The sequence below is a fragment of the Embleya sp. NBC_00888 genome (assembly GCF_045207655.1).
Classification (GTDB): domain Bacteria; phylum Actinomycetota; class Actinomycetes; order Streptomycetales; family Streptomycetaceae; genus Embleya.
The window spans coordinates 2045171-2068533 of record NZ_CP108785.1 but is presented as its reverse complement, the minus strand read 5'-3'; the positions used below and the strand labels follow the sequence as shown (position 1 = coordinate 2068533).

General features: G+C 72.8%; 21 protein-coding genes. 13 read left to right on the top strand and 8 right to left on the bottom strand.

The genetic code is table 11. The features are described from left to right. Nucleotides 1-64: 64 nt before the first annotated feature. Both OG948_RS43360 and OG948_RS43355 read right to left on the bottom strand, forming a co-directional pair. Nucleotides 65-1741, bottom strand: a complete 1677-nt coding sequence (locus OG948_RS43360; RefSeq protein WP_331770489.1) for an FAD-binding dehydrogenase — start codon at nt 1739-1741, stop codon at nt 65-67. A 163-nt stretch (nt 1742-1904) separates the two neighbouring features. Then, nucleotides 1905-3146: a histidine kinase gene (locus OG948_RS43355; RefSeq protein WP_331770488.1), complete on the bottom strand. Its 1242-nt coding sequence runs from the start codon at nt 3144-3146 to the stop codon at nt 1905-1907. Nucleotides 3147-3664: 518 nt separating this feature from the next. Between OG948_RS43355 and OG948_RS43350 the strand changes: the two genes are divergently transcribed. From OG948_RS43350 to OG948_RS43335, 4 genes are all read left to right on the top strand, one after another. After that, the gene (locus OG948_RS43350; protein WP_331770487.1) at nt 3665-5032 is read left to right on the top strand and encodes an aminotransferase class V-fold PLP-dependent enzyme; all 1368 of its coding nucleotides are present in this window, start codon (nt 3665-3667) and stop codon (nt 5030-5032) included. Nucleotides 5033-5321: 289 nt separating this feature from the next. After that, complete coding sequence (locus OG948_RS43345; RefSeq protein ID WP_331770486.1) at nt 5322-6455, top strand: serine hydrolase domain-containing protein; 1134 nt, start codon at nt 5322-5324, stop codon at nt 6453-6455. Between the two features lie 76 nt (nt 6456-6531). Continuing rightward, nucleotides 6532-7149, top strand: a complete 618-nt coding sequence (locus tag OG948_RS43340) for a hypothetical protein (RefSeq protein WP_331770485.1) — start codon at nt 6532-6534, stop codon at nt 7147-7149. Between the two features lie 702 nt (nt 7150-7851). After that, nucleotides 7852-8028, top strand: coding sequence for a hypothetical protein (locus tag OG948_RS43335; protein ID WP_331770484.1), 177 nt, complete (start codon nt 7852-7854; stop codon nt 8026-8028). Between the two features lie 88 nt (nt 8029-8116). Here the strand turns inward: OG948_RS43335 and OG948_RS43330 are convergent, their stop codons facing one another. Beyond that, the gene (locus OG948_RS43330; RefSeq protein ID WP_331770483.1) at nt 8117-9046 is read right to left on the bottom strand and encodes a helix-turn-helix domain-containing protein; all 930 of its coding nucleotides are present in this window, start codon (nt 9044-9046) and stop codon (nt 8117-8119) included. 186 nt (nt 9047-9232) lie between these two features. On the opposite strand from OG948_RS43330, the gene OG948_RS43325 reads away from it, so the two are divergent. The 3 genes from OG948_RS43325 to OG948_RS43315 all read left to right on the top strand — a co-directional run bounded on the left by OG948_RS43325 (nt 9233) and on the right by OG948_RS43315 (nt 11355). Further along, nucleotides 9233-10138: an aminotransferase class IV family protein gene (locus OG948_RS43325; protein ID WP_331770482.1), complete on the top strand. Its 906-nt coding sequence runs from the start codon at nt 9233-9235 to the stop codon at nt 10136-10138. 108 nt (nt 10139-10246) lie between these two features. Continuing rightward, nucleotides 10247-10687 carry a hypothetical protein gene (locus tag OG948_RS43320; protein WP_331770481.1) on the top strand — a complete coding sequence of 147 codons (441 nt, stop codon included), beginning with the start codon at nt 10247-10249 and terminating at the stop codon, nt 10685-10687. 71 nt (nt 10688-10758) lie between these two features. Then, the gene (locus OG948_RS43315) at nt 10759-11355 is read left to right on the top strand and encodes a transglycosylase SLT domain-containing protein (protein ID WP_331770480.1); all 597 of its coding nucleotides are present in this window, start codon (nt 10759-10761) and stop codon (nt 11353-11355) included. A 15-nt stretch (nt 11356-11370) separates the two neighbouring features. Here OG948_RS43315 and OG948_RS43310 read toward each other — a convergent pair whose 3' ends face one another. Genes OG948_RS43310 through OG948_RS43290 form a run of 5 tightly spaced genes read right to left on the bottom strand, consistent with a single transcriptional unit; the run spans nt 11371 to nt 16005 of the window. Beyond that, entirely contained in the window at nt 11371-12891 is a 1521-nt protein-coding gene (locus OG948_RS43310) for an NAD(P)/FAD-dependent oxidoreductase (RefSeq protein WP_331770479.1), read from the bottom strand. Next, nucleotides 12891-13334, bottom strand: a complete 444-nt coding sequence (locus tag OG948_RS43305) for a (2Fe-2S)-binding protein (protein ID WP_331770478.1) — start codon at nt 13332-13334, stop codon at nt 12891-12893. Before OG948_RS43305 ends, OG948_RS43310 begins: the two co-directional genes overlap by 1 nt. Then, complete coding sequence (locus OG948_RS43300) at nt 13327-14496, bottom strand: FAD-binding oxidoreductase (RefSeq protein ID WP_331770477.1); 1170 nt, start codon at nt 14494-14496, stop codon at nt 13327-13329. Before OG948_RS43300 ends, OG948_RS43305 begins: the two co-directional genes overlap by 8 nt. Further along, nucleotides 14496-15416: a dihydrodipicolinate synthase family protein gene (locus tag OG948_RS43295; protein WP_331770476.1), complete on the bottom strand. Its 921-nt coding sequence runs from the start codon at nt 15414-15416 to the stop codon at nt 14496-14498. Before OG948_RS43295 ends, OG948_RS43300 begins: the two co-directional genes overlap by 1 nt. Before the next feature lie 52 nt (nt 15417-15468). Beyond that, complete coding sequence (locus tag OG948_RS43290; protein ID WP_331770475.1) at nt 15469-16005, bottom strand: XRE family transcriptional regulator; 537 nt, start codon at nt 16003-16005, stop codon at nt 15469-15471. A gap of 465 nt (nt 16006-16470) precedes the next feature. Here OG948_RS43290 and OG948_RS43285 point away from each other — a divergent pair, with 465 nt between their 5' ends. Genes OG948_RS43285 through OG948_RS43260 form a run of 6 tightly spaced genes read left to right on the top strand, consistent with a single transcriptional unit; the run spans nt 16471 to nt 23331 of the window. Continuing rightward, nucleotides 16471-18093 (top strand): ABC transporter substrate-binding protein, encoded by a 1623-nt coding sequence (locus OG948_RS43285; protein ID WP_331770474.1) that lies wholly within the window; start codon nt 16471-16473, stop codon nt 18091-18093. After that, a complete protein-coding gene (locus OG948_RS43280; RefSeq protein WP_331770473.1) occupies nt 18074-19195 on the top strand; it encodes an ABC transporter permease in 1122 nt (373 codons plus the stop codon). Before OG948_RS43285 ends, OG948_RS43280 begins: the two co-directional genes overlap by 20 nt. Beyond that, the gene (locus tag OG948_RS43275) at nt 19192-20106 is read left to right on the top strand and encodes an ABC transporter permease (protein WP_331770472.1); all 915 of its coding nucleotides are present in this window, start codon (nt 19192-19194) and stop codon (nt 20104-20106) included. The genes OG948_RS43280 and OG948_RS43275 overlap by 4 nt, the downstream gene beginning before the upstream one ends. 5 nt (nt 20107-20111) lie before the next feature. Continuing rightward, nucleotides 20112-21140, top strand: a complete 1029-nt coding sequence (locus tag OG948_RS43270; protein WP_331770471.1) for an ABC transporter ATP-binding protein — start codon at nt 20112-20114, stop codon at nt 21138-21140. Continuing rightward, nucleotides 21137-22141 (top strand): ABC transporter ATP-binding protein, encoded by a 1005-nt coding sequence (locus OG948_RS43265; RefSeq protein WP_331770470.1) that lies wholly within the window; start codon nt 21137-21139, stop codon nt 22139-22141. The genes OG948_RS43270 and OG948_RS43265 overlap by 4 nt, the downstream gene beginning before the upstream one ends. Then, on the top strand, nt 22138-23331 hold the full coding sequence (locus tag OG948_RS43260; protein ID WP_331770469.1) for an amidohydrolase family protein: 1194 nt from the start codon (nt 22138-22140) through the stop codon (nt 23329-23331). The genes OG948_RS43265 and OG948_RS43260 overlap by 4 nt, the downstream gene beginning before the upstream one ends. The last annotated feature ends 32 nt before the right edge of the window (nt 23332-23363 follow it).

Below are 23363 nucleotides of genomic sequence, written 5' to 3'. Positions count from 1 at the left end.
CCGAAACGGGACACGTACGGGTGCTCGCGCGCGCCCGGCGCGACGGTCGGGCGCGGCCGCGGTGCTATGTGGCGGTGGCGCGGGCTGCGGCGCGGCCCGCGTGTCGGCCGCTGAACAGGCAGCCGCCCAGGAACGTGCCCTCCAGGGCGTTGTAGCCGTGCACGCCACCGCCGCCGAAGCCGGCGACCTCGCCGGCCGCGTACAGGCCCTCCACGGGCCGGCCGTCCGGGCCCAGGGCCCGCGATTCGAGGTCGGTCTGGATGCCGCCGAGGGTCTTGCGGGTGAGGATGTGCAGCTTGACGCCGATCAGCGGGCCGGCCGCGGGGTCGAGGACGCGGTGTGGCGCGGCGGCCCGGCCCAGCCGATCCCCGAGGTAGCGGCGGGCGTTGTGGATGCCCTGGACCTGCGAGTCCTTGCCGTACGGGTTGGCGATCTGGAGGTCGCGGGCCTCGATCTGGCGGCGCAGCAGAGCCGCGTCCAGCAGCGGTTCGGGGGTCGTGCGGTTCATCCCGGCGACGAGTTCCTCCAGTGTGTCGGCGACGACGAAGTCCTCGCCGTGCCGCTTGAACGCCTCCACCGGGGCGGGGGCGCCCTTGCCGAGCAGGCGGGTGCGCAGGAAGCCGACCCGGTCCTTGCCGGTGATGTCGGGATTTTGTTCGGAACCGGAGAGTGCGAACTCCTTCTCGATGATCTTCTGGGTGAGCACGAACCACGAGTGGTCGTGGCCCGCGAGGTCCTCGGTGGTGCGCAGGTGCCGGAGCGTGGCCAGGGTGTCGTAGCCGGGCAGGCAGGGGTCGGGCAACCGCCGTCCGAGCGCGTCGAACCACAGGGAGGAGGGGCCGGGCAGGATCCGGATGCCGTGGCCGGGCCAGATCGGGTCCCAGTTGCGCAGGCCCTCGGTGTAGTGCCACATGCGGTCCCGGTTGACCACCCGCAGGCCGCCGGCGGCGGCGATGTCGAGCATCCGCCCGTCCACGTACGCGGGCACGCCGGTGACCATGTCCGCGGGCGCGGTGCCCAGTCGCGCGGGCCAGTGGCGGCGGATCAGGTCGTGGTCGGCACCGATCCCGCCGGTGGTCAGGACGACGGCCTGGGCGGTGAGTTCGAAGTCCTCGATCTCGTCCCGGTTGGTCGGCATGCCCCGGCGCGCGCGGTCCGGGGCGAGCACGCAACCGCGAACGCCCCGGGCGCCGCCGTCGTCGACGATCAACTCGTCCACCCGGTGCCGGTGGTGGAAGGTGAGCAGTCCGTCGGCGGCGGCCTGCCGGGCGAACCGGACGAAGGGTTCCAACACCCCGGGGCCGGTGCCCCACGCGACATGGAAACGGGGTACGGAATTGCCGTGCCCGTCGGCGCGCAGGTTGCCGCGCTCGGCCCAGCCGACCGTGGGCAGGAACGAGATGCCGAGCCCGGCCAGCCACGAGCGCTTCTCGCCGGCCGCGAACTCGACGTAGGCGCGGGCCCAGCGCACCGCCCAGGAGTCCTCGTCGTCGAGCCGGTCGAACCCCGCGCTGCCGCGCCAGTCGTTCCAGGCCAGTTCGAAGGAGTCCTTCACCCCCAGGCGCCGCTGCTCGGGCGAGTCGACCAGGAAGAGCCCGCCGAAGGACCAGAACGCCTGCCCACCCAGGTTCGCCGGGCTCTCCTGGTCGACCAGCGCGACCCGCCTTCCCCGCGCGGTGAGTTCGTGCGCGGCCACCAGACCGGCGAGCCCGGCCCCGACGACGATGACGTCAGCGTCCACTGTGCGATCTCCTTGGGTCGGTGCCGCCGAACCGGCGACCCGGACGAGGTGTTCGGCGGTGCCCCGCTCCATCCGCCGAAGTTCCCAGGAGGGTACCCGCGCCGCGGCGTCGCATGGCGGTGCCGGGCACACCGGGCCGGTCCGGGGCGCGCGCCGTCCCGCGTCACCCGACCCAGTCGCGCTCGTTCGTGGGCACCGGCACGTCGGCGACGACCCGGAACCCGCCCTCCGGGCGGCGTCCGGCCTCCAGGGTGCCGCCGTGCAGGGTCACCCGCTCGCGCATGCCCATCAGCCCGTATCCGCCGCCGGTGATGCCGGTCGAGGACGAGGGACCGCCCGCGCCGTCGTCGACCACCTCGACCACGACCCGGTCGGGCAGATGCCGCACCCGCACACACGCCCGCGCGTCGCCCGAGTGCTTGCGCGTGTTGGTCAGCGCCTCCTGGACCACCCGGTACAACGTCAGACCGGTCGCGGGCGACAACGGCCGCCGCTCGCCGATCTCTTCGTAGTCGATCGGCAGGCCCGCCGCGCGCGACTCGACGATCAGCCGATCGATCTCCCGCATGCCGGGCTGGGGTTCGGAGGGCGCCTCCTCGGGAGCGTCGGTGCTGCGCAGTACACCGAGCAACTGGCGCATCTCGCCCAGCGCGGTGCGGCCGGACTGCTCCAGGGTGAACAGCGCCCCCTTGGCCGTCTCGGGGTCGCGGTCCAAGGTCGCGCGAGCGCCACCCGACATCAGGTACATCGTGGTGATGTGGTGCGCCACGATGTCGTGCAACTCGCGGGCGATCCGCCGCCGTTCCTCGGTCACCGCCCGATCCGCGAGCAACTTCCGGTTGATGGCGAGCTGTTGCTGCCACGCGGCGGTGCCGACACCCACCGCGATCACCAGACAGGTCGCCCCCAGGGTCCCGCCGACGGTCGCCGCGAAGGCTTCCGTGCCGCGCGCCGCCCGCACCACCTGGACCGTCATCGCCGCGGCCGCGGCGAGCCCGATGTCGAGGGGGCGGCGATACCGGGCCACCGTGTACACCGCGATCATCAGCGCGCAGCCGTAGCTGTGCGCGGACGCGTCGGTGAACAACGTGAAGAGCAGTTGTACCACCATCACGGCGGCGAGCACTGCCGGCGGGTGCCGGCGGCGAAACGGCAGGAACGCGGAACCCAGGACCGCCAGCGCGATCCCGGGGCCCAGCGAGGCCGGGTCGGGGTCGAACTCCTCGGCCGTGACGTACGCGAGCACATCCAGCGCGGCGGAGGCGATCGCGAGCAACAGCTCGTCGCGGTGCGTGGACAAGGCGGTGACCCCGCGCCGGGTTCGCGCGTACCGCCGGGCGCGTCGGCACACGGTGGTGCCGTCGCCGGCCGCTGCCGGGAGCGCCGGCGGGTGATCGGACCCCATCCTCGGGCCTCCTTGGCTGGTTGTCGGTGGTCGCCTTGTCGGTGGTCGACGGACAGGAGAGCCGTTCGGCCGGTCGGCCGCGTGTCGACGAGGAGCGGTCGTCGTGAAAACGCGGTCGTCCTCCATTCCACCGCCTTCGGCGGCCCGTGCGGACCGCCGCATTGACGATCTCGACCCCGGACCCGAGTCCTGCCCCATCGACCGGCCCGGACCGAGGTCCCGGGTCCCGGTACCTTGCGCTCGCGACGCCGAGGGCCGGCCCGGCGGCCCGCGCGCCCGGGAGGGGATCGGGTCGGCGACCGGCCGGGTGCGCGTCGGCGGCCAACCGGGTGCGAGGCGTGTGCATGATCGCCCGGTGGGTCGGGAACTCTTGCTGTCCGGTTTGCGCAGGTAGTGTGGCATTCTGCGTTCCGCTCGACTCGATCCTCGCGCGGCTGTCCGACGCGTGGACGACGGGCGCGTGACGCGGCGGCCGACCCGCCGGGCGCCCCGTCAACCGCTCCACCCGGAGGGACATCATGGACACCCGTGGCCGGCTGACCGAGGCATTCGACACGTGGTCCGCGTGGGCCGACGCGCAGGCCGGCGACGACTCGCGGCACGCGGTGCTCGCGGAGCACCTGCGGGCGGGCCGGCCGTTCTCGCATCCGGCCTACGCCGGGCACCTGGTCCGGCCGCCGCATCGGGCCGCGCTCCTCGGTCTGCTCGCCGCCACGCTGGTCGATCCCGAGGACCGCGTCGACGACGAGTCGACCACCGCCGCGCTCGAGGACGAGATCGTCGCCGGCCTGGCGGCGATGTTCGGCCCGGCCGGGTGGCACGGGCAGCTCACCTCGGGCGGCGACATCGCCGCCCTGGAGGCCCTCAGGGCGGCCCGCGAGGCCCACCCCGAGGTCGGCATCGCGCACAGTGCCGACGGATACGACGCTCACGAACGTATGTGCGAGTTGTTGCGCGTTCCGGCGTACTCCGTCTCCGTCGACACCGCCGGCCGGATGGATCCGGACGCGCTCGTGACGGTCCTGCGCAGGGAACGCGTCGGCACGGTCGTGGTCACCGCCGGCACCACCACGCTCGGGGCGGTCGACCCGATCGCCGACATCCTGCCGCTGTGCCACGAGCACGGCGTGCGCGTGCACGTGGACGCCGGCTACGGCGGGTTCTTCACCCTGTTGGCCGACGCGGAGGAACTTCGCGGCACGCCCGTAGCCCGGCACCTGCGCGCCATCGCCGACTGCGACTCGGTGCTCGTGGACCCGTACCGACAGGGCCTGCACCCGAGCCCGTGCGGCGTACTGCTGGTGCGTGCCGGCGACGGCGAGGAGCCCGGGTCCGTTGCGCGGCGCCACCCCGGCGTGTTCGACCCGGATCGGGCCCGGTCCGGCGGGCCGGCCGCCGCGCTGTGGCTGACCCTGCGCGCGCTGCCGCCGACCCCGGACGGCCTGGGCGAGCTGCTCGTGACCGGCCTGCGCGGCGCCCGCCGTTGGCGCGATCTGATCGACGCCGAGCCGGAGCTGATGCTGTATCAGGAACCCGAACTGGACATCCTGACCTTCGTACCCCTCACCGGCGAGCCCCACCCGCGGATGTCATCGGTGACGGCGGCCGGCCGGCACATGCTGCGCGCCGGCACCGGAGGCGCCGAACACCCGGCCCACCTGAGCACGTCGTCGGTGCGCGTCCTGGACTTCGTCCGCCGACACCCCCGTGCGGTCGCCGATCGCAACGAGGCGCACATCCTGCGCGGTGCCCTGCTGCGTCCGGACGCCGCGGCCCACGTCGAGCGGGTGCACGAGCGCGTCACCGCCCTGGCCGCGGCGGCACCACGCCGGCCCCGGCCGGCCGGTCCGCCACCGCACCCCCAGCCGGTCGAATCCGCCGTCTGACATCGCGCACGCGCCCTGGCCGCCGGCCCGGCGCGTGCGCTCGGGTGGGACCGGCTCGGTCGCGGAGGATGGGACCGGTCCGGTCGCGGAGGGCGGGATCGGTTCGGTTTGCGGAGGATGGGACCGGTTCGGTCGCATGGGGCGGGGCCGTTTCGCTCACGCGGGGGCGGAGCCCGTTCGGTCGCACGGGGCGGGAGTTCGACAGTCGTTGGCCGAATCCTGGAAGCGCGCCGCCGCGCGGTCGCCGAGGATCGGACGACGGGGGAATCGATCCGACCAGGAGTGTGCGATGCATGACCGCGCCCAGAACGATGTCCGAGGCCTGCTCGACGAGTTGGTGGAATCCGGCCGGGAGATCGGGATCCGGGTGGCGGCCTACCTGGACGGCGAGTTGGTGGTCGACGCGTGGGCGGGGTGGGCGGATCGGGCCCGGACCGAGCCCGTGGACGGACGAACACTCTTCCCGGTGTTCTCGGTGAGCAAGGGCATCCTGGCCTGCCTCACGCACGTGCTCGTCGATCGGGGCGTGCTGACCTACGACACCCGCGTCGCGGACCTGTGGCCCGAGTTCGGCGCGCACGGCAAGGCCGCGATCACCCTGGCGCAGGTGCTCGAACACAGCGCCGGCGTACCGTACTTCCCGCGCGGCCTGAGCCCGGACGACCTGCTGGACCGGGAGCGGATCGCCGGGTTGATCGCCGACACCGAACCCGTGTGGCCGCCCGGCACCCGGACCGGCTACCACAGCCTGACCTTCGGATACCTGATCGGCGAGACGTTGGAACGGGCCACCGGTCGCCCGCTGGAGGACTTGGTCCGCGACGAACTCGCCGTCCCGCTGGGCCTGGACGGGGAACTGTACGTCGTGCCACCCCTCGCGCAGGCGGCCCGCTTGGCCGACGTCGAGGCCACCGACATCGCCGCGTGCATGGCCGCGGTGCCGGCGGACAACCCGTTCGCGCGTGCCGTGGGCGGCATACCGGTCGAGTCGATCGTGCCCCGCCGTACGGTTCCGCCGGGCCGCTCCTGGAGCACCGAGGCACCCCTGCCGTTCGCCGCGACCATGACCGCGCGGGCCGGGGCCCGGTTGTACGCCGCGTTCGCGGGCGGCGGCGAGGTCGACGGTGTGCGCCTGCTGCGCCGGGCGAGCCTGGAGGCCGCGACCACGATCCGCCGGCGCGATGTGGACGAGGTGGCCGGCGTGCCCGCGCTGAAGTCGCTCGGCTACCTGCACGCGGACCCGGTGTCGGGGGAGCGTGAGGCGGCCTTCGGCTTCGGCGGCCTGGGCGGCGCGGAGGCGTACGCCGATCCCGAGCACCGCTTCTCCTTCGCGTTCACGCACAACCGGCTGACGCCGCCGACCGAGTCGGACAACGCGCCGGCGATCGCGGCCCGGATCCGAGCGGCACTCGGCATCGAGTAGCGGGCACGGGCACGGGCGCGGGCACGGCGTCGACGTTTCGGCGGGCGCCGTAACGTCCGGGGGTCAGGATGGGTCCATGATCTTGCGAAGCCCCGCCGTACTGGCCGATCCCGCCCATACCGTTCCGTCCGTGCCCGACGCGCCGCCCGGAGGTGTGGCCTGGCTGCGCGCGTCCGTGGCGCGGTTCGCCTCCGGCGCCGCGCACGAGCGCCGGCGTGCCCTGGCCGTCGCCGAGTTGGCCCGCGTCGATCCGCAGGCGCTGTTGGAACGCGCGTCGGCGGGCGCCGCGGGCCCGGTCGAGGTGCTCGCCGAGGTGCTCGGCCTGCCCGCCGACGTCGCGGACGACGTCGCCGTGGTGGCCGAGTCCTACCAACCGCACACCACGATCACCGAGGCCGCCGATCAGGCGTTGTCCCGCCTGGTGCGGGCCTGCGGCGGCGTCGCCGACGAGGCGACCGCGAACCGCATCGGCCTGCTCGTCCAGGCCTGCGACGCGACCAAGGCCCTGGTCGCGCACCTGTCCGCCGGGCGCACCGATCCACCGGTTCCGCGGACCCGTCGGATCGCCCCCGACGGCACACCGGTGGAAGTGGACCTGTCCCAGGCGCCGTTCGGCCTCGGCCCGCACGCCTGCCCCGGCCGGGCGCATGCCGAGGCCCTGGCGACCGGCCTGCTCCGATCGACTGCCCTTTGACGCCGGCCACGGCCGGACGGGACGCGGAACGCCCTACGAGAGCCGACGTCGGAGCCGGCCGGATGCCCGGATCGGTGACAGGGGCGGCGAATTCGGTCGCCTGGGCCGGCGCGGTCGGACACGATGCGGTGATGAAGGGTGACGATTTCCTCGGCCGGGCTCGGGAATTGTGGGTCGAGGCGGCGGGGGTCGCGGTGGAGTTCCCGGCACCGGGTGAGGTGAGCGTGGTGGTTGCGCCGCGCTCGCGGTTGTGTCCGCCCGGATGGGCGGGGATCGTACTGCTCGGCGGCGCCGGGATCGCCACCGCGCCGAGCGGACGGGACGCGGAACTGTTGGCCGGCGTGCTTCGGAAGCCGGCCCCGACGGATCGGCCGGTCGACGCCGACCGACTGCGGGAGGTGTTGCCCGTTCTCGACCTCTTGGGCCCGGCCTCGCTCCTCTACCTGGACCGCGCGGCCTTCCTGCCGGACCGTGGCGACGCCGACGTCGAGGAAGTGGCCCCTGGCGGTGCCGAGACGGCCGCACTGCTGGCCCGGGTCGGCGCGGCGGACGCGGACGAGAGTGGTTTGGCCGACGTCACATCCCCGGTTTTCGCGGTCCGCGAAGGTGCCGAAGTGGTTGCGGCGGCCGGCTACGAGGTGTGGCCCCGGTCCGTGGCGCAGCACGGTGTGTTGGTGGCACCGGGGGAGCCGAGGCCGTGGCTTGGCGCGGACGGTCGCGTCGGCCGCGGTGCGCCATGCCCTGGCCGCCGGACTGCTTCCGCAATGGCGAGCGCGACCCGAGCCGTCCAAGCGGGTGGCGCTCGCGCTGGGCTTCCGGGATGTGGGCTTCCAGGTGAGCATCCGGCTCGGCCCGGCACCAGCGGTCGGAGCCCGGTAATCGACCTTCGGCGCGGTCCGGGTGGCCGTTTCCCGACCGTGCACCACGGCTGTGGTGGTCGGCGCCGGCTCAGGATGTCCGTGGGGAATCAGGAGCGCGGCGCGGGTTCTTCCCTCGTGGCCGTGTCCGCGCCCCAACTGGCCAGCAGGCGCAGGTTTTCCGAGGTGGGCGAGGCCGGTTGGGCGTGGTACATCGTCAGCGACTGCTCGGTGTCGTCGGGCAGGCGCAGGGATTCGAAGGACAGGGTCAGGTCGCCGACCAGCGGGTGCCGCAGGCGCATCGCGCCGTGGTGCTTTTCCTTGACGTCGTGCGTGGCCCACAGGGAGCGGAACTCCTCGCTCTTGACCGAGAGTTCACCCACGAGCGCGGACAGTTGCGGATCGTCCGGGTGGCAGCCGGCGTCCAAGCGCAGGGCGCCGACGATATCGGCGGCCTTGGCCTCCCAATCCACGAACAACCCGCGCTGTTCCGGCCGCAGGAACACCAGTCGCGCCCAGTTGCGCTCCCGGGCCGGCAACCGGTCCCAGTCGCCGAACAGGGCCGCCGCCATCGGGTTCCAGGCGAGGATGTCCGTGCGCTGCCCGGTCACGTACGCGGGCACCGTCTCCAGCGAGGCCAGCAGCCCCCGCAGCGCGGGACGCACCTGTTGCCGCTCCGGCGGCGAGGCGCGCTTGCGGCGCTGGCAGTGGACGAGGTGGTTCAGGTGCGCGTGCTCGGCGTCGGTCAGCCGCAGGGCGCGGGCGACCGCGTCCAACACCTCCTCCGACACGTTGTGGCCCCTGCCCTGTTCGAGCCGGGTGAGGTAGGCCACCGATACGCCGGCCAACCGGGCCAGTTCCTCGCGGCGCAGTCCCGGTACACGCCGGTGTCGCCCGGTCGAGCCGGCCAGGCCGACATCCTCCGGCCGCAGCCGGGAGCGGCGATTGCGCAGGAATTCACTGATCTCGGCACGCGGATCGATCGGCTCGCCGCCGAGATCCGCCGCCTCCGCCGCCGTGCTGTCGGGCCGATCGTTCATGTCGCCCATTATCTCCGGTGGTACGACCACGAGAGTGGGCGAGCCTGACCCTGCCAGTGGTAGGACCACCGGTCGTAAGCCGAACAGGGCTCTGGGTGACCCGGCCGAGGTGCGGCAGGCTCGTGGCCACCCCCTCCGAACGAGCCGTCGGCGGGGGCGACCGATCACAATGCGGGGAGACTTCCGATGAGCACCGACACCGTCCGGACCACCGTGCCGTCCGCCACGACGACCCGCCAGGACCAGACACCCCAGGACCCGACAGCCGGCGGCCCGACCCCACCGGTGCGTGCGACCCCCGTCGCACACCGCAACGGCCGGCCGGCGACCGCCGAGGAACTGGCGCCGCTGGCCTTCGCCGGCTACGCCCACTTCACCGCCATGCAGGTCCGCGAAGGCCGGATCCGGGGCCTCGACCTGCACCTGGACCGGCTGCGGAGCGCATCGGCGAGGCTGTTCGGGCGGGCGCTGCCCGATGATCGGGTACGGTCCCACCTGCGCGCGGCGCTGGCGGCCGGTCCGGCCGACGCCTCGCTGACGGCCACGATGTACTCGCCGGTGGGCGAGTTCACCGCGACCGGGAACGACGCGGACCCCGACGTGCTGGTCCGGGTCGACCCGCCCACGACCGGCCCGACGGGGCCGTTGACGCTGGACGTGGTCGAGTACGAGCGGGTACTCCCGGAGATCAAGCACGTCGGCGAGGTCGCCAAGACCCACTACCTGCGCCGGGCCGTCGCGCGCGGCTTCGACGACGCCGCCTTCGTCGACCGGCGGGGCCGGCTCGGCGAGGCGACGATCTGGAACCTGGCGTTCTGGGATGGTGCCGAGGTGATCTGGCCCGAGGCCGAGGTGCTGGGCGGGACCACGATGGCCGTCGTCCGTCGGCAACTGGATCGCCTCGACGTGCCGCAACGGATCCGCGAGATCACGCCCGCCGACCTGCCGACGCTGACCGCGGCCGTGGTGATGAACTCGTGGACGCCGGGTGTCGAGGTGCTCCGCATCGGCGACGTGTCCCTGCCCGGGTCGCCGGCCTTCATGGATCTGCTGCACCGCGCCTACCGGGCCGAGCCGCCCACCGCGCCGTGAGGAGGACCGTGAAGTCCCCGCCTACGGCTACCTCGTCGCCCGGTTCCTGTCGACAGCGCGAAGCCGCGCGCCGACGGCTACGCCGACCGGGCCCGGTTCGCGATCGAGGTGGTCGAAGCCGTCGGCGCCGCGATCGGACCCGATCGCACCGCGCTGCGCCTGTCGCCCGGCAACCGGCTCCACGACATCGAAGAGTCCGAGCCGGCCCGGCGCCACCGCCGGCCGGCGGACGCGTTGGCCGGCGCGGGTCCGGCGTACCTGCGCGTGGTGCAGTCCGGGGTGTACGCCGCGTTGGCCGACCCGCGCCGCCGCTGGAGCGGTACGTTGGTGGGCAGCTACGACGGCCCCGAGCCCGGCGGTCGGGAACAGGCCGAGCGGGCGCTGCGCGCCGGTCACGCCGACGTCTACGCGTTCGGCCGGCTGTTCCTGGCCAACCCGGACCTGCCGGAACGGATCGCCGCCGGCGTCCCGCTCAACGCACCGCGCGAGACCGGTATGTACGCGGGCGGCGCCGAGGGGTACGTGGACTACCCGGCCATGACCGAGTAGTCGGGTGGGGAGCGCGGACGGAAGGGCGTGGTATGCGGAGGACTCGCGGGTTTCGGTGGTGGCCGGCGGCGGTGTTACTGATCGTGGCGGGTGCCGGATCGGTGGCGTGTGATCCGGCGAAGACCGGGTCCGCCCGGGCCTCCGGATCCGCCGCACCGGGTGCGGCGGTGCCCAAGGCCGCCGGCGGGCAACCGGCGCGCTTCGCCCCGCAGGTGGTCAAGTACGCGACGGCGGCCGGCATCGACCCGCAACTGCTGATGGCGATCCTGCACAACGAGTCGTACAAGCCGCACGACTCGGCGTTGGAACGGGCCTGGCAAAAGCTCAAGCCCGATTCCGCGTTCGGGATCGCGAACATGCACAGGGCCGCGTTCGACGAGGCCAAACAGGGCCGGGACTTCGCCGACCGGGATTGGCACGACCTGCCCGACGACCCCGATCTCGCGATCGAGGCCGCGGCCTGGCACCTGCACGATCTGGCCCGGCAACTGCCCGCGAAGTGGGCCGGTGCGTTGACGAGGAACGAACTCCTCGCGCTGGGCTACAACGCCGGCGCGGGCAACATGTCGGCCTTCGCGCGCGGCGTGCAGCCGGGTTCACAGGCGAGTTCGTATCTGGACCGCCTGCACGACAACTGGTCCAGGTCCGGCCGAGAGGTCCAGGGCTGACGCCGGGCAGGGTGCCTAGGACATGTCGGTGTCGGCCGGCGCCGGGGCCGTGCGGGTGGTGGTGGTGTGGGCGTCGGCGAGGGCGGCGAGCGGGAGGGGCTTGATCGGGGGGCGGGCGGTGAAGGGGCCGAGGGTTTCCCGGGGGATGTGGGTTTCCTGGTGCAGGAGTTCGACGAGGGCGGGTCCACACATGCGGCCCTGGCAGGGGCCCATGCCCGCGCGGGTGAGGAGTTTGACCGCGTCGGCGGTGCCCAGGCCGGGGTTGTCCCGCATGGTGCAGCGGATCTGCCCGTAGCTCACCTCCTCGCAGCGGCACAGCGGCGTGTCGTCCTCGGCGAGTGCGTTCAGCGCGGCGCGGTCGGGGGCGCAGGTGTGTTCCAGCAGCTTGGCCATTCGCATGGTCGTGGCCAATTCACGCTCCACGGCCGGGAGTTCCCGATCGTGATCGGCGGTGGTGAGGATGCCGAGGCTGAGGCAGATGTCCAGCGCGGCGCGTTTGCCGGTGGCGACCGCGTGTTCGGCGCCGGCGACGCCGGTGAGTTCGCCGGCGGCCCAGACGTGCGGGAGTGTGGTGCGCATGGCGTGGTCGTGGACCAGGACCCAGCCGCCGGCGGGGCCGTTCCAGGTCGCGGCGCACCCGGCCTGGCGGGCCAGTTCGGTGGAGGGGACGAAGCCGTAGCCGGTGCCGACCGTGTCGCAGGCGACGGTGCGTTCGGTGCCGGGTATGGGCCGCCAGTTCCGATCGACTCGGGCCAGCACGGCACCGGTGACGTGTTCCGCGCCCTCGGCGCGCAGGATCAGGGTGTGGGTGCGGATCGGTACGCCGGCCTGCCGCAGCGTGCGCACGGCGGTCGTGCCCTCGGCGACCTTGGCCCGATTGCCGGGCAGTGCGGCGAGTGCGCGGGTCAGCTCGGCGGGGCCGGGCAGGCGCTGGGCGAAGGCGACTTCGGCGACGTCGGCGCCGGCCCGGACCAGTTGCGCGGCGGCGATCAGCAGCAGCGGGTGCGCGCCGGCCAGCACGATGCGGCGCCCGGCGAGCGTGCGGTGGCCCTTGAGCAGGGCCTGGATGCCGCCGACGGTGAAGAAGCCGGGGAGGGTCCAGCCGGGCATGGGCACCGGCAGGTCGTAGGCGCCGGCGGTGAGCAACAGGGCCCGGGGGAGCAGGATTTCCACTCCGGCGGGGCCGTGCACGGCGACCCGGGGACCCTCGGGCACGGGCGTACCGGGGGGCGCGGCGAAGCCGTCGGGCGTGGTGCGCGTGCCGAAGACGCCCCACGCGGTGGTGTCGTGCGCGAAGGTGATCCGCGGATGGGCGGCGGCCCGGGCGAGCAGCGCGCGGCCGGCGGTGTAGGCGGGACCGGCGAGCGGGTCGGGGCCGCCCGAGCCGGGGTGGGGTCGGCGCCAGATCTGCCCGCCGGGGCGGGCCTGTTCGTCGACGACCAGCACCTGCGCGCCGTGGTGGGCGGCGGTGACCGCGGCGGCGAGCCCGGCGGGGCCCGCACCGACGATCAACACCTGCGGTTCGACGGCGCTCATCACACGTCCTCGGGGTGTGCGTCGCCACGCGTGTCCGCGCGGGCCACGCGGCCGGTTTCGTCCCGCGCCTTCGTGTCGACGTCGTCCCGCACACCCATGAGGGCTTCATGGCCGCTCTCGTTGCGCGTGCGCGTGCCGCTCTCGTCGCACGCGTCCGTGCCGCCCTCGTTCGGCCCGCCCGCGCGGGCCCGGCCGGTGTCCACGCGCATGCCCGAACGGACCGGTTCCTGGCAGGCCCGGACCAGCGGGGTGCCGTCGACGGTGACGACGCAGTCGAAGCACACGCCCATCCCGCAGTAGGGGGCGCGGGGCCGGCCGGCCCGGTCGTAGCGGGTGACGGGTCGGTCGGTGGCGATCAGGGCGGCGGCCAGCGAGCGGCCGGACGGCACGGTGTGCGGCCGGCCGTCGAGCGTGATGGACACCTGCGCCGGGTGGTCAGACAAAGTTCAGTGCTCCGAACCGTGCGGGGGAGTAGTCGTCGAGGGGCAGACCGGTGCTGCCGGTGAGCACCTGTTCGGCGAGCAGGCGGCTGTAGGTGGGGCCGAGGGTGAAGCCGGATCCGCCGGTGGCGACGTAGAAGTCGGGACGACGGGGGACGGGGCCCAGCAGCGGGAGCTGGTCGGGGGCCAGCGAGGTGGCGCCCGACCACACGCGCAGCACCGGCAGGCGCTGTACGGCCGGCACCACCCGGGCGGCGTCGGCGCCGGCGAACACCGAGTCCAGGCGCAATTCCGGGCGTGCGTCGAGGTCGAGGGCACCGGCGTGCTGGACGAACTTGGCGGCCCGGCCGCCGCCGATGAGCACGTTGCCCTCGCGGGTCTGCTTGAGCGAGAGTCGGCGGCCGGCGTGCTGGACCAGGTGCGGGATCAGCGGCGGCGCGGCGGCGGTGACCGTCATGGTGAGCGCGACGGGTATCACGGGCAGGCGGATGTCGGCCATCGCGGCGACCTCGCCGGTCCACACGCCGGCCGCGACCACGACCGCGTTCGCGGCCAGTCGGCGACCGCCGGCGGTCTCGGCGAGCCACCGCCGCCCGTCGTGGCGCAGTGCGGTCAGCCGCACGCCGGTGTCGATCCGGGCGCCGTGCCGGCGGGCGGCGCGGGCGTAGGCGTGGGTGACCAGGCGCGGGTCGGCCTTGCCCTCGCCGGGGCACCAGGCGGCGCCGATCACCCGGTCGGAGAGGTAGGGGGCACGTTCGTGGGTGGCGCGCGCGTCGAGCAGTTCGACGTCGAGTCCGTGGGCGTGCTCCAGGTGGGCCTTGTGCGCGAGCAGGGCCATGTCCTCGGGGGATTCGGCGAGCATCAGGCCACCGCCGCGGCGCACGCCGCACGGTTCGCCGAGTTCGTCCTCCAACGCGGCCCACGAGCGCATGGCGTCCAGATGCAGCGGCAGCGCCTCGGCGGCGCGCGCGGCGACCGCGGGGCCGTGTTGGATCATCCGGTACTCGAGTTGGAAGTGCAGACTGCCCGCGTTCTGGCCGGAGGCGTGCCGGTTGAGCTGATCCTTCTCGATCACCCGCACGTCGGTGCCCGCGCGGGCGAGGTGGTAGGCCAGCGCGCAGCCGAGCAACCCGCCGCCGACGACCAGGACTTCGGTGCGGTCCATCAGGCCAGGAGTCCGAGTTCGGCGACGGTGGCCCGTACCTGTTCGGCCTCGGCGACGCTCAGCGGCAGCAGCGGGCGGCGGGGGTGGCCGGCGGGCACCCCGCGCAGGGTGAGCGCGTGCTTGAGGATGGCCGGCGCGCTGCCGAAGCGGGGTCCGTAGTCGGCGGTGAACCAGGCCCGCATCAGCACCCGGTCGCGGGCGCCGACGGCCAGCGCGGCGGCCTCGTCGCCGGCCGCGAGGTGGGTGAAGAAGGCCGCGTGGTCGCGGCCGAGCACGGCGCCGGCGCCCATCAGGCCGTCGCCGCCGATGCCGCGCATCAGGGCCAGCCCGACCTGGTCGGTGGTGATGCCGAAGTAGCGCACCCGGTCGTGCAGCGCGATCAGGCCCTTGACGAAGGCGCCGAAGTCGCCCGTGGAGTTCTTGATCGCGACCACGTTGGGCACCTCGGCCAGCGCGCACAGGGTGTCGGTGTCCAGGTCCAGGCCGGTGCCGCGGGGCCAGTTGTACACGCAGATCGGGATGTCGACGGCGGCGGAGACGTCCTGGTAGAAGGCCGCGGTCTCGCGCGGATTGGGCACCACGTACGGCGGCGGGGTGAGCAGGACGCCGTCGAGGCCGGCGGCGCGCGCGGCGCGGGCGTGGCCGATCGCGGCGGACGCGGTGTAGGCGTTGCAACCGCCGAGCAGCGTGTAGCGGCCGCGCACCCGGCGGGCCGCGCGGGTGAACAGGGCGGCGCGTTCGGTCGCGGTGAGGGTGTACCACTCGCCGGTGGTGCCGGCGATGATCACGCCGTCGACGCGTTCGGCGGCGAACCACTCCAACTGCTCGTCCCAGGCCGCGAGATCGAGGTCGCCCTGGGAGGTGAAGGGGGTTGTCACGGCCGGTATGTAGCCGTGCCAGTCGACGGTGGTGCGGTCCATGCCCTGGGTCCTTTCGGGGCACAAACGCGGGATCCGGGCGACGCGGTGCCGGTTACGGCATGGGCGGCGTCACCGCGACGAGCAGCCGCGCGGGTGCGTCTGAGGAGTTGACGAACCGGTGCGGCAGACGCGAGTCGAAGGTGATCGCGTCACCCTCCTCGAGGTGGTGGACGCGGCCGTCCACCTCGACGTCGAGCCGTCCGGCGAGCACGGTGGCGCATTCCGTGGAGGGATGGCTGTACGGCTCGTCGGAGGATGCCTGGCCGGGCTCGATGTCGGCCTCCAGCACTTCGAGATCGCCCGATCCGGGGGTGAGCCTGGAATAGGTGATGTGCTGGCGGGCCGCGCCGAGCCGCATGCGTTGCTCGCGCGTGGTCACCGCCACGCGCGGTACGTCCGGATCGTCGAACAGGGTCGCGATGGAGGTGTCGAAGACGCGGGCGAGCTTGCGCAGGGTGCTCAGGCTCGGTTCCGCGGCGCCGTTCTCCAGTTGACTGAGCATGCCCGCCGAGATGCCGGCTTGGACGGCCAACTGACGCAAGGTCAGGTCGTGCGCCTGGCGCAGCTCGCGCAGTCGGTCACCCAGCATGGTCCGATCCCCGTTCGCTCCGGTGCCGAGCACCCTCGACTCGCGGATCCTGGCTTGTGCTTCATGACGTGTTCAATGTGGTTGAACGCTTCGGGGCGAACATAGGCACGAGGCTGACTCCCCGTCAAGATCACTGTGCCGCCCGGGTGATGGCCACCGGGGTGGGGCCGGGTGGATTCCGCCGGCCGGGCACCGCGGTGAACGCCGCCGACGGGTGCGCCGGGTGACGTCCTGGGATCCCCAAGAGGGCTCTGAGCAGTCATCAAACCGTTATCAAGGCGAAAAATCGTCGCTCCACGTGGACGTGCGATCACGTTGAATGGATCTTTGGTCCCAAATTCCGAGACGGCCGAGAAAGTCATTGACCATCACGCTCGGCCACGCCTACTTTCGAGCCCACCGTTCAGCCAGATCAAACACTCGGTTCCGTCATCGGCCGATCGGGTGGCTCGAGGAAGGTGCGCCATGCAGGGCAATCACCCCATCGGGGACAGTCGCCGGGCCAAGGCCGTACGCCGGGCCGCCGCCCCACTGGCGGTCACCGTCGCCGCCGCTTTGATGCTCGCCGCGTGCGGCGGAGCCAAGAAGCAGTCCGGCGACGCGGAGGGCGGCGGCACGCTTGTCGTCGACACCTCGTTCAGTCTCAAGACCGCCGACCCCGGCCGCACGTTCGAGCCCACCGGGATCCTGGTCACCCGTCCCGTGTACGACACGCTGCTGACCTTCGCGGGCGGCGACGTGACCAAGCCGGTGCCGTTGCTCGCCGCCTCCTACGAGGCCGCCCCGGACGCCAAGACGTTCACCTTCCCGCTGCGCCCGGAGGCCAAGTTCTCCGACGGCTCGCCGGTGACCGCCAAGGACGTGGTGTTCTCGTTCAACCGGGTCAAGAACCTCAAGGGCAACCCGGCCTTCCTGCTCGACGGCGTCACCGCGACCGCCAAGGACGAGCACACGGTGGTGCTGACCACCGAGGCCGCCGACCCCGCGCTGCCGTTCCGCATCGCCACCCCCGCGCTCGGCGTGGTCAACTCCACGACCGTCGCCGCGCACGGCGGCACCGACGCGGCCGGCGCCGACCAGGGCGACAAGGCCGAGCAGTTCCTCAACACCGACTCGCAGGGCAGCGGTCCGTACAAGATCACCAAGTACGACGTGAGCAGTGAGGTCATCCTCACCCGCAACGACAAGTACTGGGGCGCCAAGCCCAAGTACGCCAAGGTCGTGGTGCGCAACGTGCCCGCGAACACCCAGCAGTTGAACGTGCTCAGCGGTGAGAGCCAGGTCTCCCTGGACATGTCGCCGGACCAGGCGGTCAAGGTCAAGGGCCAGGCACAGGTGCTGCAACAGCCCACGCCCACCACCGCGTTCCTGTTCACCAACGACAACCCGGCGATCTCGCCGACCACCTCCAACAAGGACTTCCAGGAGGCGGTGCGCTACGGCGTGGACTACAAGAGCCTGCTGGACGTGGCCGGCGCCGGTTCCGCGCAGGCCGCCGGGATCGTGCCCGGCTTCTTCACCGGCGCGCTCGACCCGGCCAAGGCGATCGTGCGCGATGTCCCGCGCGCCAAGGCCGCGTTGGCCCGGGCCGGCCTGAACAACCCCAGCGTCGACCTGTACTACGCCTCCGACGTGACCATCAACGGGATAAACTTCGGCGACCTCGGCGCACGGGTCCAGGCCAACCTCAAGGAGGTCGGCATCACCGTCAACCTCAAGCCGGCCCCCACCCAGACCGCACTGGACTCCTACCGCAACGGCACCGAGGCGATGGGCCTTTGGTGGTGGCAGGCCGACTACCCGGACGCCAGCGACTACCTCGCGTTCACCCCGGGTGAACTGGTCGCCAAGCGCGCCGGCTGGAAGGCGGACGGCAACGCGGAGGTGAGTGCCCTCGCCCAGCGGGCCAAGGTCGCCACCTCCGACGCCGAACGCGTCCAGCTCTACAAGCAGCTCCAGGAAGCGATGAACAAGACCGGCCCGTTCATCCCGCTCCTCCAGCCCGCACAGGTGATCGCCGCGAACAACTCGGTGAAGAACCTGCACTACAACCCGATCTGGTACATCGATGTCGACAAGCTCGGCTGACCCCACGGTCGACCGCGGCACCCCCCGGACGGCCGCACCCCGCAAGGGTGCGGCCCCCGGCCCCCGGGCCGCGCGCGGCTCCCATCCCTTCGCCCGCTTCGTGCTGGTGCGGCTGTCCGTCGGCCTGCTGCTGTGCGTGGGCATCACGATCCTGGCCTTCGTGCTCACCCACTCCGTGCCCGGTGACCCGGTCGCCGCCAACCTCGGCGACCGCGCCCAGAACGACCCGGCCGCGGTCGCCGCGTTCAAGGCGAAGAACGGGCTCGACGAGTCCCTGCCCTCCCAGTACGGCACCTACCTGAACAACCTGCTGCACGGCGACATGGGCACCTCCCAGCAGACCCACCGGCCGGTCTGGGACGACCTGGCCGACCGGGTCCCCGCCAGCCTCGAACTCGCCCTGGTGGCCATCGTGTTGGCGCTGGTGATCGGCGTCGGAATGGGCATCGTCGCGGCGGTCACCCGCAACCGCTGGCCGGACCGGATCATCCGCGTCGTCAGCCTCGCGGGTGTGTCCATGCCGGTGTTCTGGCTCGCCCAGGTCGCCTTCTACCTGTTCTCCTTCAAACTCGGCTGGATCCAGGCCGGCGGGCGACTGTCACCCGGCGCCATCCCACCCCAGGACATCACCGGCCTGTACACGCTCGACTCGCTGCTCACCGGCGACACGGGCACCTTCGGCGAGGCCTTCTCCCGGCTGATCCTGCCCGCGTGCGTGCTGGCCGCGTTCAACATCGGCGTGCTCACCCGCTTCACCCGGGCCGCGGTCCTGGAAGCCCTCGGCAACGACTACGTCCGCGCCGCCCGGGCCAAGGGCCTGCCCGAGTCCACCGTGATCCGCCGGCACGTGCTGCGACCCGCGCTCACCTCGATCCTGACCGTCGCCGGGCTCACCTTCGGTGGCATGCTCGCCGGCACCGTCCTGGTCGAGAACGTGCTGTCCTGGCCGGGTCTGGGCCAGTACGCGTACAAGAGCGCGCTCAACCTGGACCTGCCGTCCATCATGGGCGTCTGCCTGTTCGTCGCGGTCGTGTACGTCGTGATCAACCTCCTCGTGGACCTGCTCTACGGGGTCATCGACCCGAGGATTCGCCTCTCGTGAACGCCACGCGCCTCTTCCTCGGCGATCGGCTCGGAGCCGACCGCACCGGCACGGACGACCCCGCCCCGCGACGCAAGCGTCGCCCCGGCAAGTCGCCGTGGCGCAGCCCCCTGGCCATCACCGGCCTGGTCATCATCGGCGTCTTCCTGATCGCGGCGATCTTCGCGTCGGTGATCTCGCCCGAGGACCCGCTCGCCCAGAAATGGCCCAAGTACCAGTCGCCGTCCGGTGAACACTGGTTCGGCACCGACCAACTCGGCCGCGACATCCTCTCCCGGGTCATCCACGGCACCCGCATCTCGCTCCCGCTGGCGCTGCTGCTGGTCGTGCTCGCGATGGTCATCGGAACCGTGCTCGGCGCGGTCGCCGGCTACTTCGGCGGCTGGATCGACATGGTCGTGATGCGCTGCGCCGACCTGGTGCTCGCCTTCCCGGCGATCATCCTGGCCATGGCCGTGGTCGCGGCACTGGGCCCCAACCTCACCAACGCCGTGCTCGCGGTGGTGATCGTGAGCTGGCCCACCTACGCCCGCGTGGTCCGCGGACTGGTGCTGACCCTGCGCCAATCCGACTTCGTCCAGGCGGACCGACTCCTGGGCGCCTCCGGGTGGCGGGTGCTGGCCGTGGACCTGCGCCCCAACCTGGCCGGCCCGGTCGCCGTGCTCGCCGCGCTCGACCTGGGCAACGCCGTACTGCTGCTGTCCGGACTGTCCTTCCTGGGCCTGGGCGCACAACCGCCCGCCGCCGAGTGGGGCGCGATGGTCAACGCCGGCTCGGCGAACTTCGACGCGTGGTGGGTCGCGGTCTTCCCCGGCGCGGCCATCCTGCTCTCGGTGCTCGCCTTCAACTTCCTGGGCGACACCCTGCGGGACGCGCTGGACCCGCGTACGGCACGGGCGATCCGAAAGTGACGGACATGAACGACACCCCGACCCCGCCGGTCGCCGACGACGAACCGCTCCTGGCGATCCGCGACCTCGTCGTGGAACTGCCCGGACCCGACGGCGAACGACTGCGCGCCATCGACGGCGTCGACCTGACCGTGGGCCGCGGCGAGATCGTCGGGCTGGCCGGCGAGAGCGGCTCCGGCAAGACGATGACCGCGCTCGCCCTGCTCGGGCTGCTGCCCCAGGGCGGCAGCGCGAGCGGGCGGATGCTCGTCGAGGGCCAGGACGTCCTGACCATGACCCCGCGTCAGGTTCGCGACCTGCGCGGCAACCGGGTGGCGATGGTCTTCCAGGACCCGATGACCTCGCTGCACCCGATGCTGAGCATCGGCAAACAACTCACCGAACACCTGCGCCACCACAAGAGGTTGGACAAACGCGCGGCCAACACTCGTGCGGTGGAACTGCTCACCACGGTACGCATCCCCGACCCCGAGCGGGCGCTGCGCCGCTACCCGCACCAGTTCTCCGGTGGCATGCGCCAGCGCATCGCCATCGCCATCGCGCTGGCCTGCGACCCGGCGCTGCTGCTCGCCGACGAGCCCACCACCGCGCTCGACGTCACCGTCCAGGCCGGCATTCTGCGTCTGCTGGACCGACTGCGCCGGGAGAACGGCCTGTCGGTGCTGATCATCACGCACGACCTCGGTGTGATGTCCGCGCTCGCCGACCGGGTGAGCGTGATGTACGCGGGCCGGATCGTGGAGAGCGGGCCGCGCGCGGACGTGTTGCGCGAGCCGCGACACCCGTACACCCGGGGCCTGTTGGACGCGCTGCCGCACCCCGACGGCGGCACCGCGGCGCTCGTACCGATCGTCGGCGCGCCGCCCAAGCTGGGTCAGGCGCCCAGCGGATGCGCGTTCCACCCGCGCTGCCCGCACGCGGTGGACGGTTGCCGACAGGAGCGCCCGCGACTGCTGGCGCTGACCCCCACCCACGCCGGGGCCTGCCCGATCGACCCGCTCGCCGTCGCCGCTTCGAAGGTGGATAGCCGATGACCTTGTCCTCCCTCACCTCCACCATCGCCGTCACCTCCAAGGACGTCGGGCTGACGCTGCGCGAAGTGAGCGTGTCCTACCGTTCGCCGGGTCGGCCCGCCGTGCGCGCCGTGGCCGGGGTGAGCCTGAGGGTGCAACCGGGGCAGGTGGTCGGCCTGGTGGGCGAATCCGGCTGTGGCAAGTCGACCCTGGGCAAGGCCGCGGTCGGCCTGCTCAAGCCCTCCTCCGGCGCCGTCGAGTTCGACGGACGCCCGGTCGCCCCGCTCGGACTGCGCTCGCGCCCGACGACGCAACGCGGCCTGCAGATGGTCTTCCAGGACCCGTACGCGTCGCTGAACCCGCGCCGCCGGGTCGGCGAACAGATCTCCGACGCCGTGGTCCTGGCCGGCGGCACCCGCGACAAGGGCCGCGGCGTGGCCCGCGAACTGCTCGAACGGGTGGGCCTGCCGGCCGAGTTCGCCGACCGCTTCCCGCACGAGTTCTCCGGCGGCCAGCGCCAACGCATCGCCATCGCCCGGGTGCTCGCCGCCGAACCCACCTGCATCGTCGCAGACGAGCCGATTGCCGCGCTGGACGCCTCCGCGCAGGCGTCGGTGGCCAACCTGCTGCTCGAACTGGCCCGCGAGCGCAATGTGGGCCTGCTGTTCATCTCGCACGACCTGTCCATCGTGCGGCAGATCGCCGACACGGTCGCGGTGATGTACCTGGGCACCGTCGTGGAGAGCGGCCCCACCGACCAGGTCTGGGCCGAGCCGCGCCACCCGTACAGCAAGGCGCTGATCGCGGCCGTGCCGCGCGCCGACGGCAGCGGCGAGTTGCCCGTGGACCTGCCCGGCGACGTGCCCGACCCGGCCTTCCCGCCGGCCGGTTGCCGATTCCACCCCCGGTGCCCGATCGCCGTCGACGCCTGCGCGGACGACGAACCGGTGCTGGTCGAGTTCCTTCCGCGCCGGCGCGCCGCGTGCTCCGTCCTGGCGCCGAACCTCAAGAAAGTCGGGTGAGCGCACTCATGTGGCTGACCAACTGTCATATCGTCGACGTCGTCACGGGCGAGGTGCTGCGCGACCGCAGCGTGCGAGTCGAGGACTCGACCATCGCCGAGGTACGCGCCGCTCTGCCGCCGAACGCGAACGCGCACGACCTGGGCGGCCGGTACCTGCTGCCGGGGCTGATCTCCTGCCATTCGCATCTGTCGGTGGTCTTCCCGTTCTCCGACACGCGCGAGGACGAGTCACCCGGTCTGACCGCGTTCCGCGCCGCCCAGCGCGCGCACGACGCGCTGCGGGCCGGCATCACCACGCTGCGCTGCGTGCACGAGCAGAACCGGATCGACCTGGTGTTGCGCGACGCGCAGCGGCGCGGCTGGATCCAGGCACCGCGGATCTTCGGCGCCGGCCGTGCGCTGTCCACGCCGCACGGGCACGGCGAGGGCGCGGACTGCTCCTACGCGAGCGGCCCGGACGGCTTCTATCGCGCCGCGCTCGGTGAACTGGCGGCCGGCGCCGACCACTTGAAGATCTTCATCAATTCCGGTCTGGCTCGCGAGGGGGAGGACTTCGAACACGCCGAGATGACCGACGAGGAGATCGCCGCCACGGTCCGGGCCGCCCACGAGCACGACGCGTACGTGGTCGCCCACTCCGGCGAGTCGGCCGCGATCCGCGCGGCCCTGGCCCAGGGCGTGCGCTCCTTCGAGCACGCGTACGCGCTCGACGACGACACCGCGCGGCTGCTCGCCGACCGGCGCGCGTTCGTGACCCCGACGCTGTGCGTGACCAACTCCGAGGGCTGGATGCGGGAGAACCGCTTCGAGGAGGCCTCGATCGCCAACGCGCAGAACGCGATCGAACCGCATCAGGAGAGCTTCCGCCGCGCGGTCGCGGCCGGCGTACAGCTGGTCAACGGCACCGACATCCCGCCCGCCGACCTGGTCGAGGGCGTGCCGGCGGCGGTGTACGAGATGTTCCTGATGGCCCGGGGCGGCCTGGACAACCTGCGCGTGCTCCAGTCGGTGTCCACCACCGCGGCGCGGCTGGTGAAGGCCGAGGACCGCCTGGGACAGGTCGCGCCCGGCTTCACCGCCGACCTGATCGCCGTCGACGGCGACCCGCTGCACGACATCTCGGCGCTCGGCCGGTTGTCGTTCGTCATGCAAAGCGGCCGGATCGTCCGCGAGGACGTGGCGGCCTGACCCGTCGCGGACGTCGCCCGGTGGGTACACCT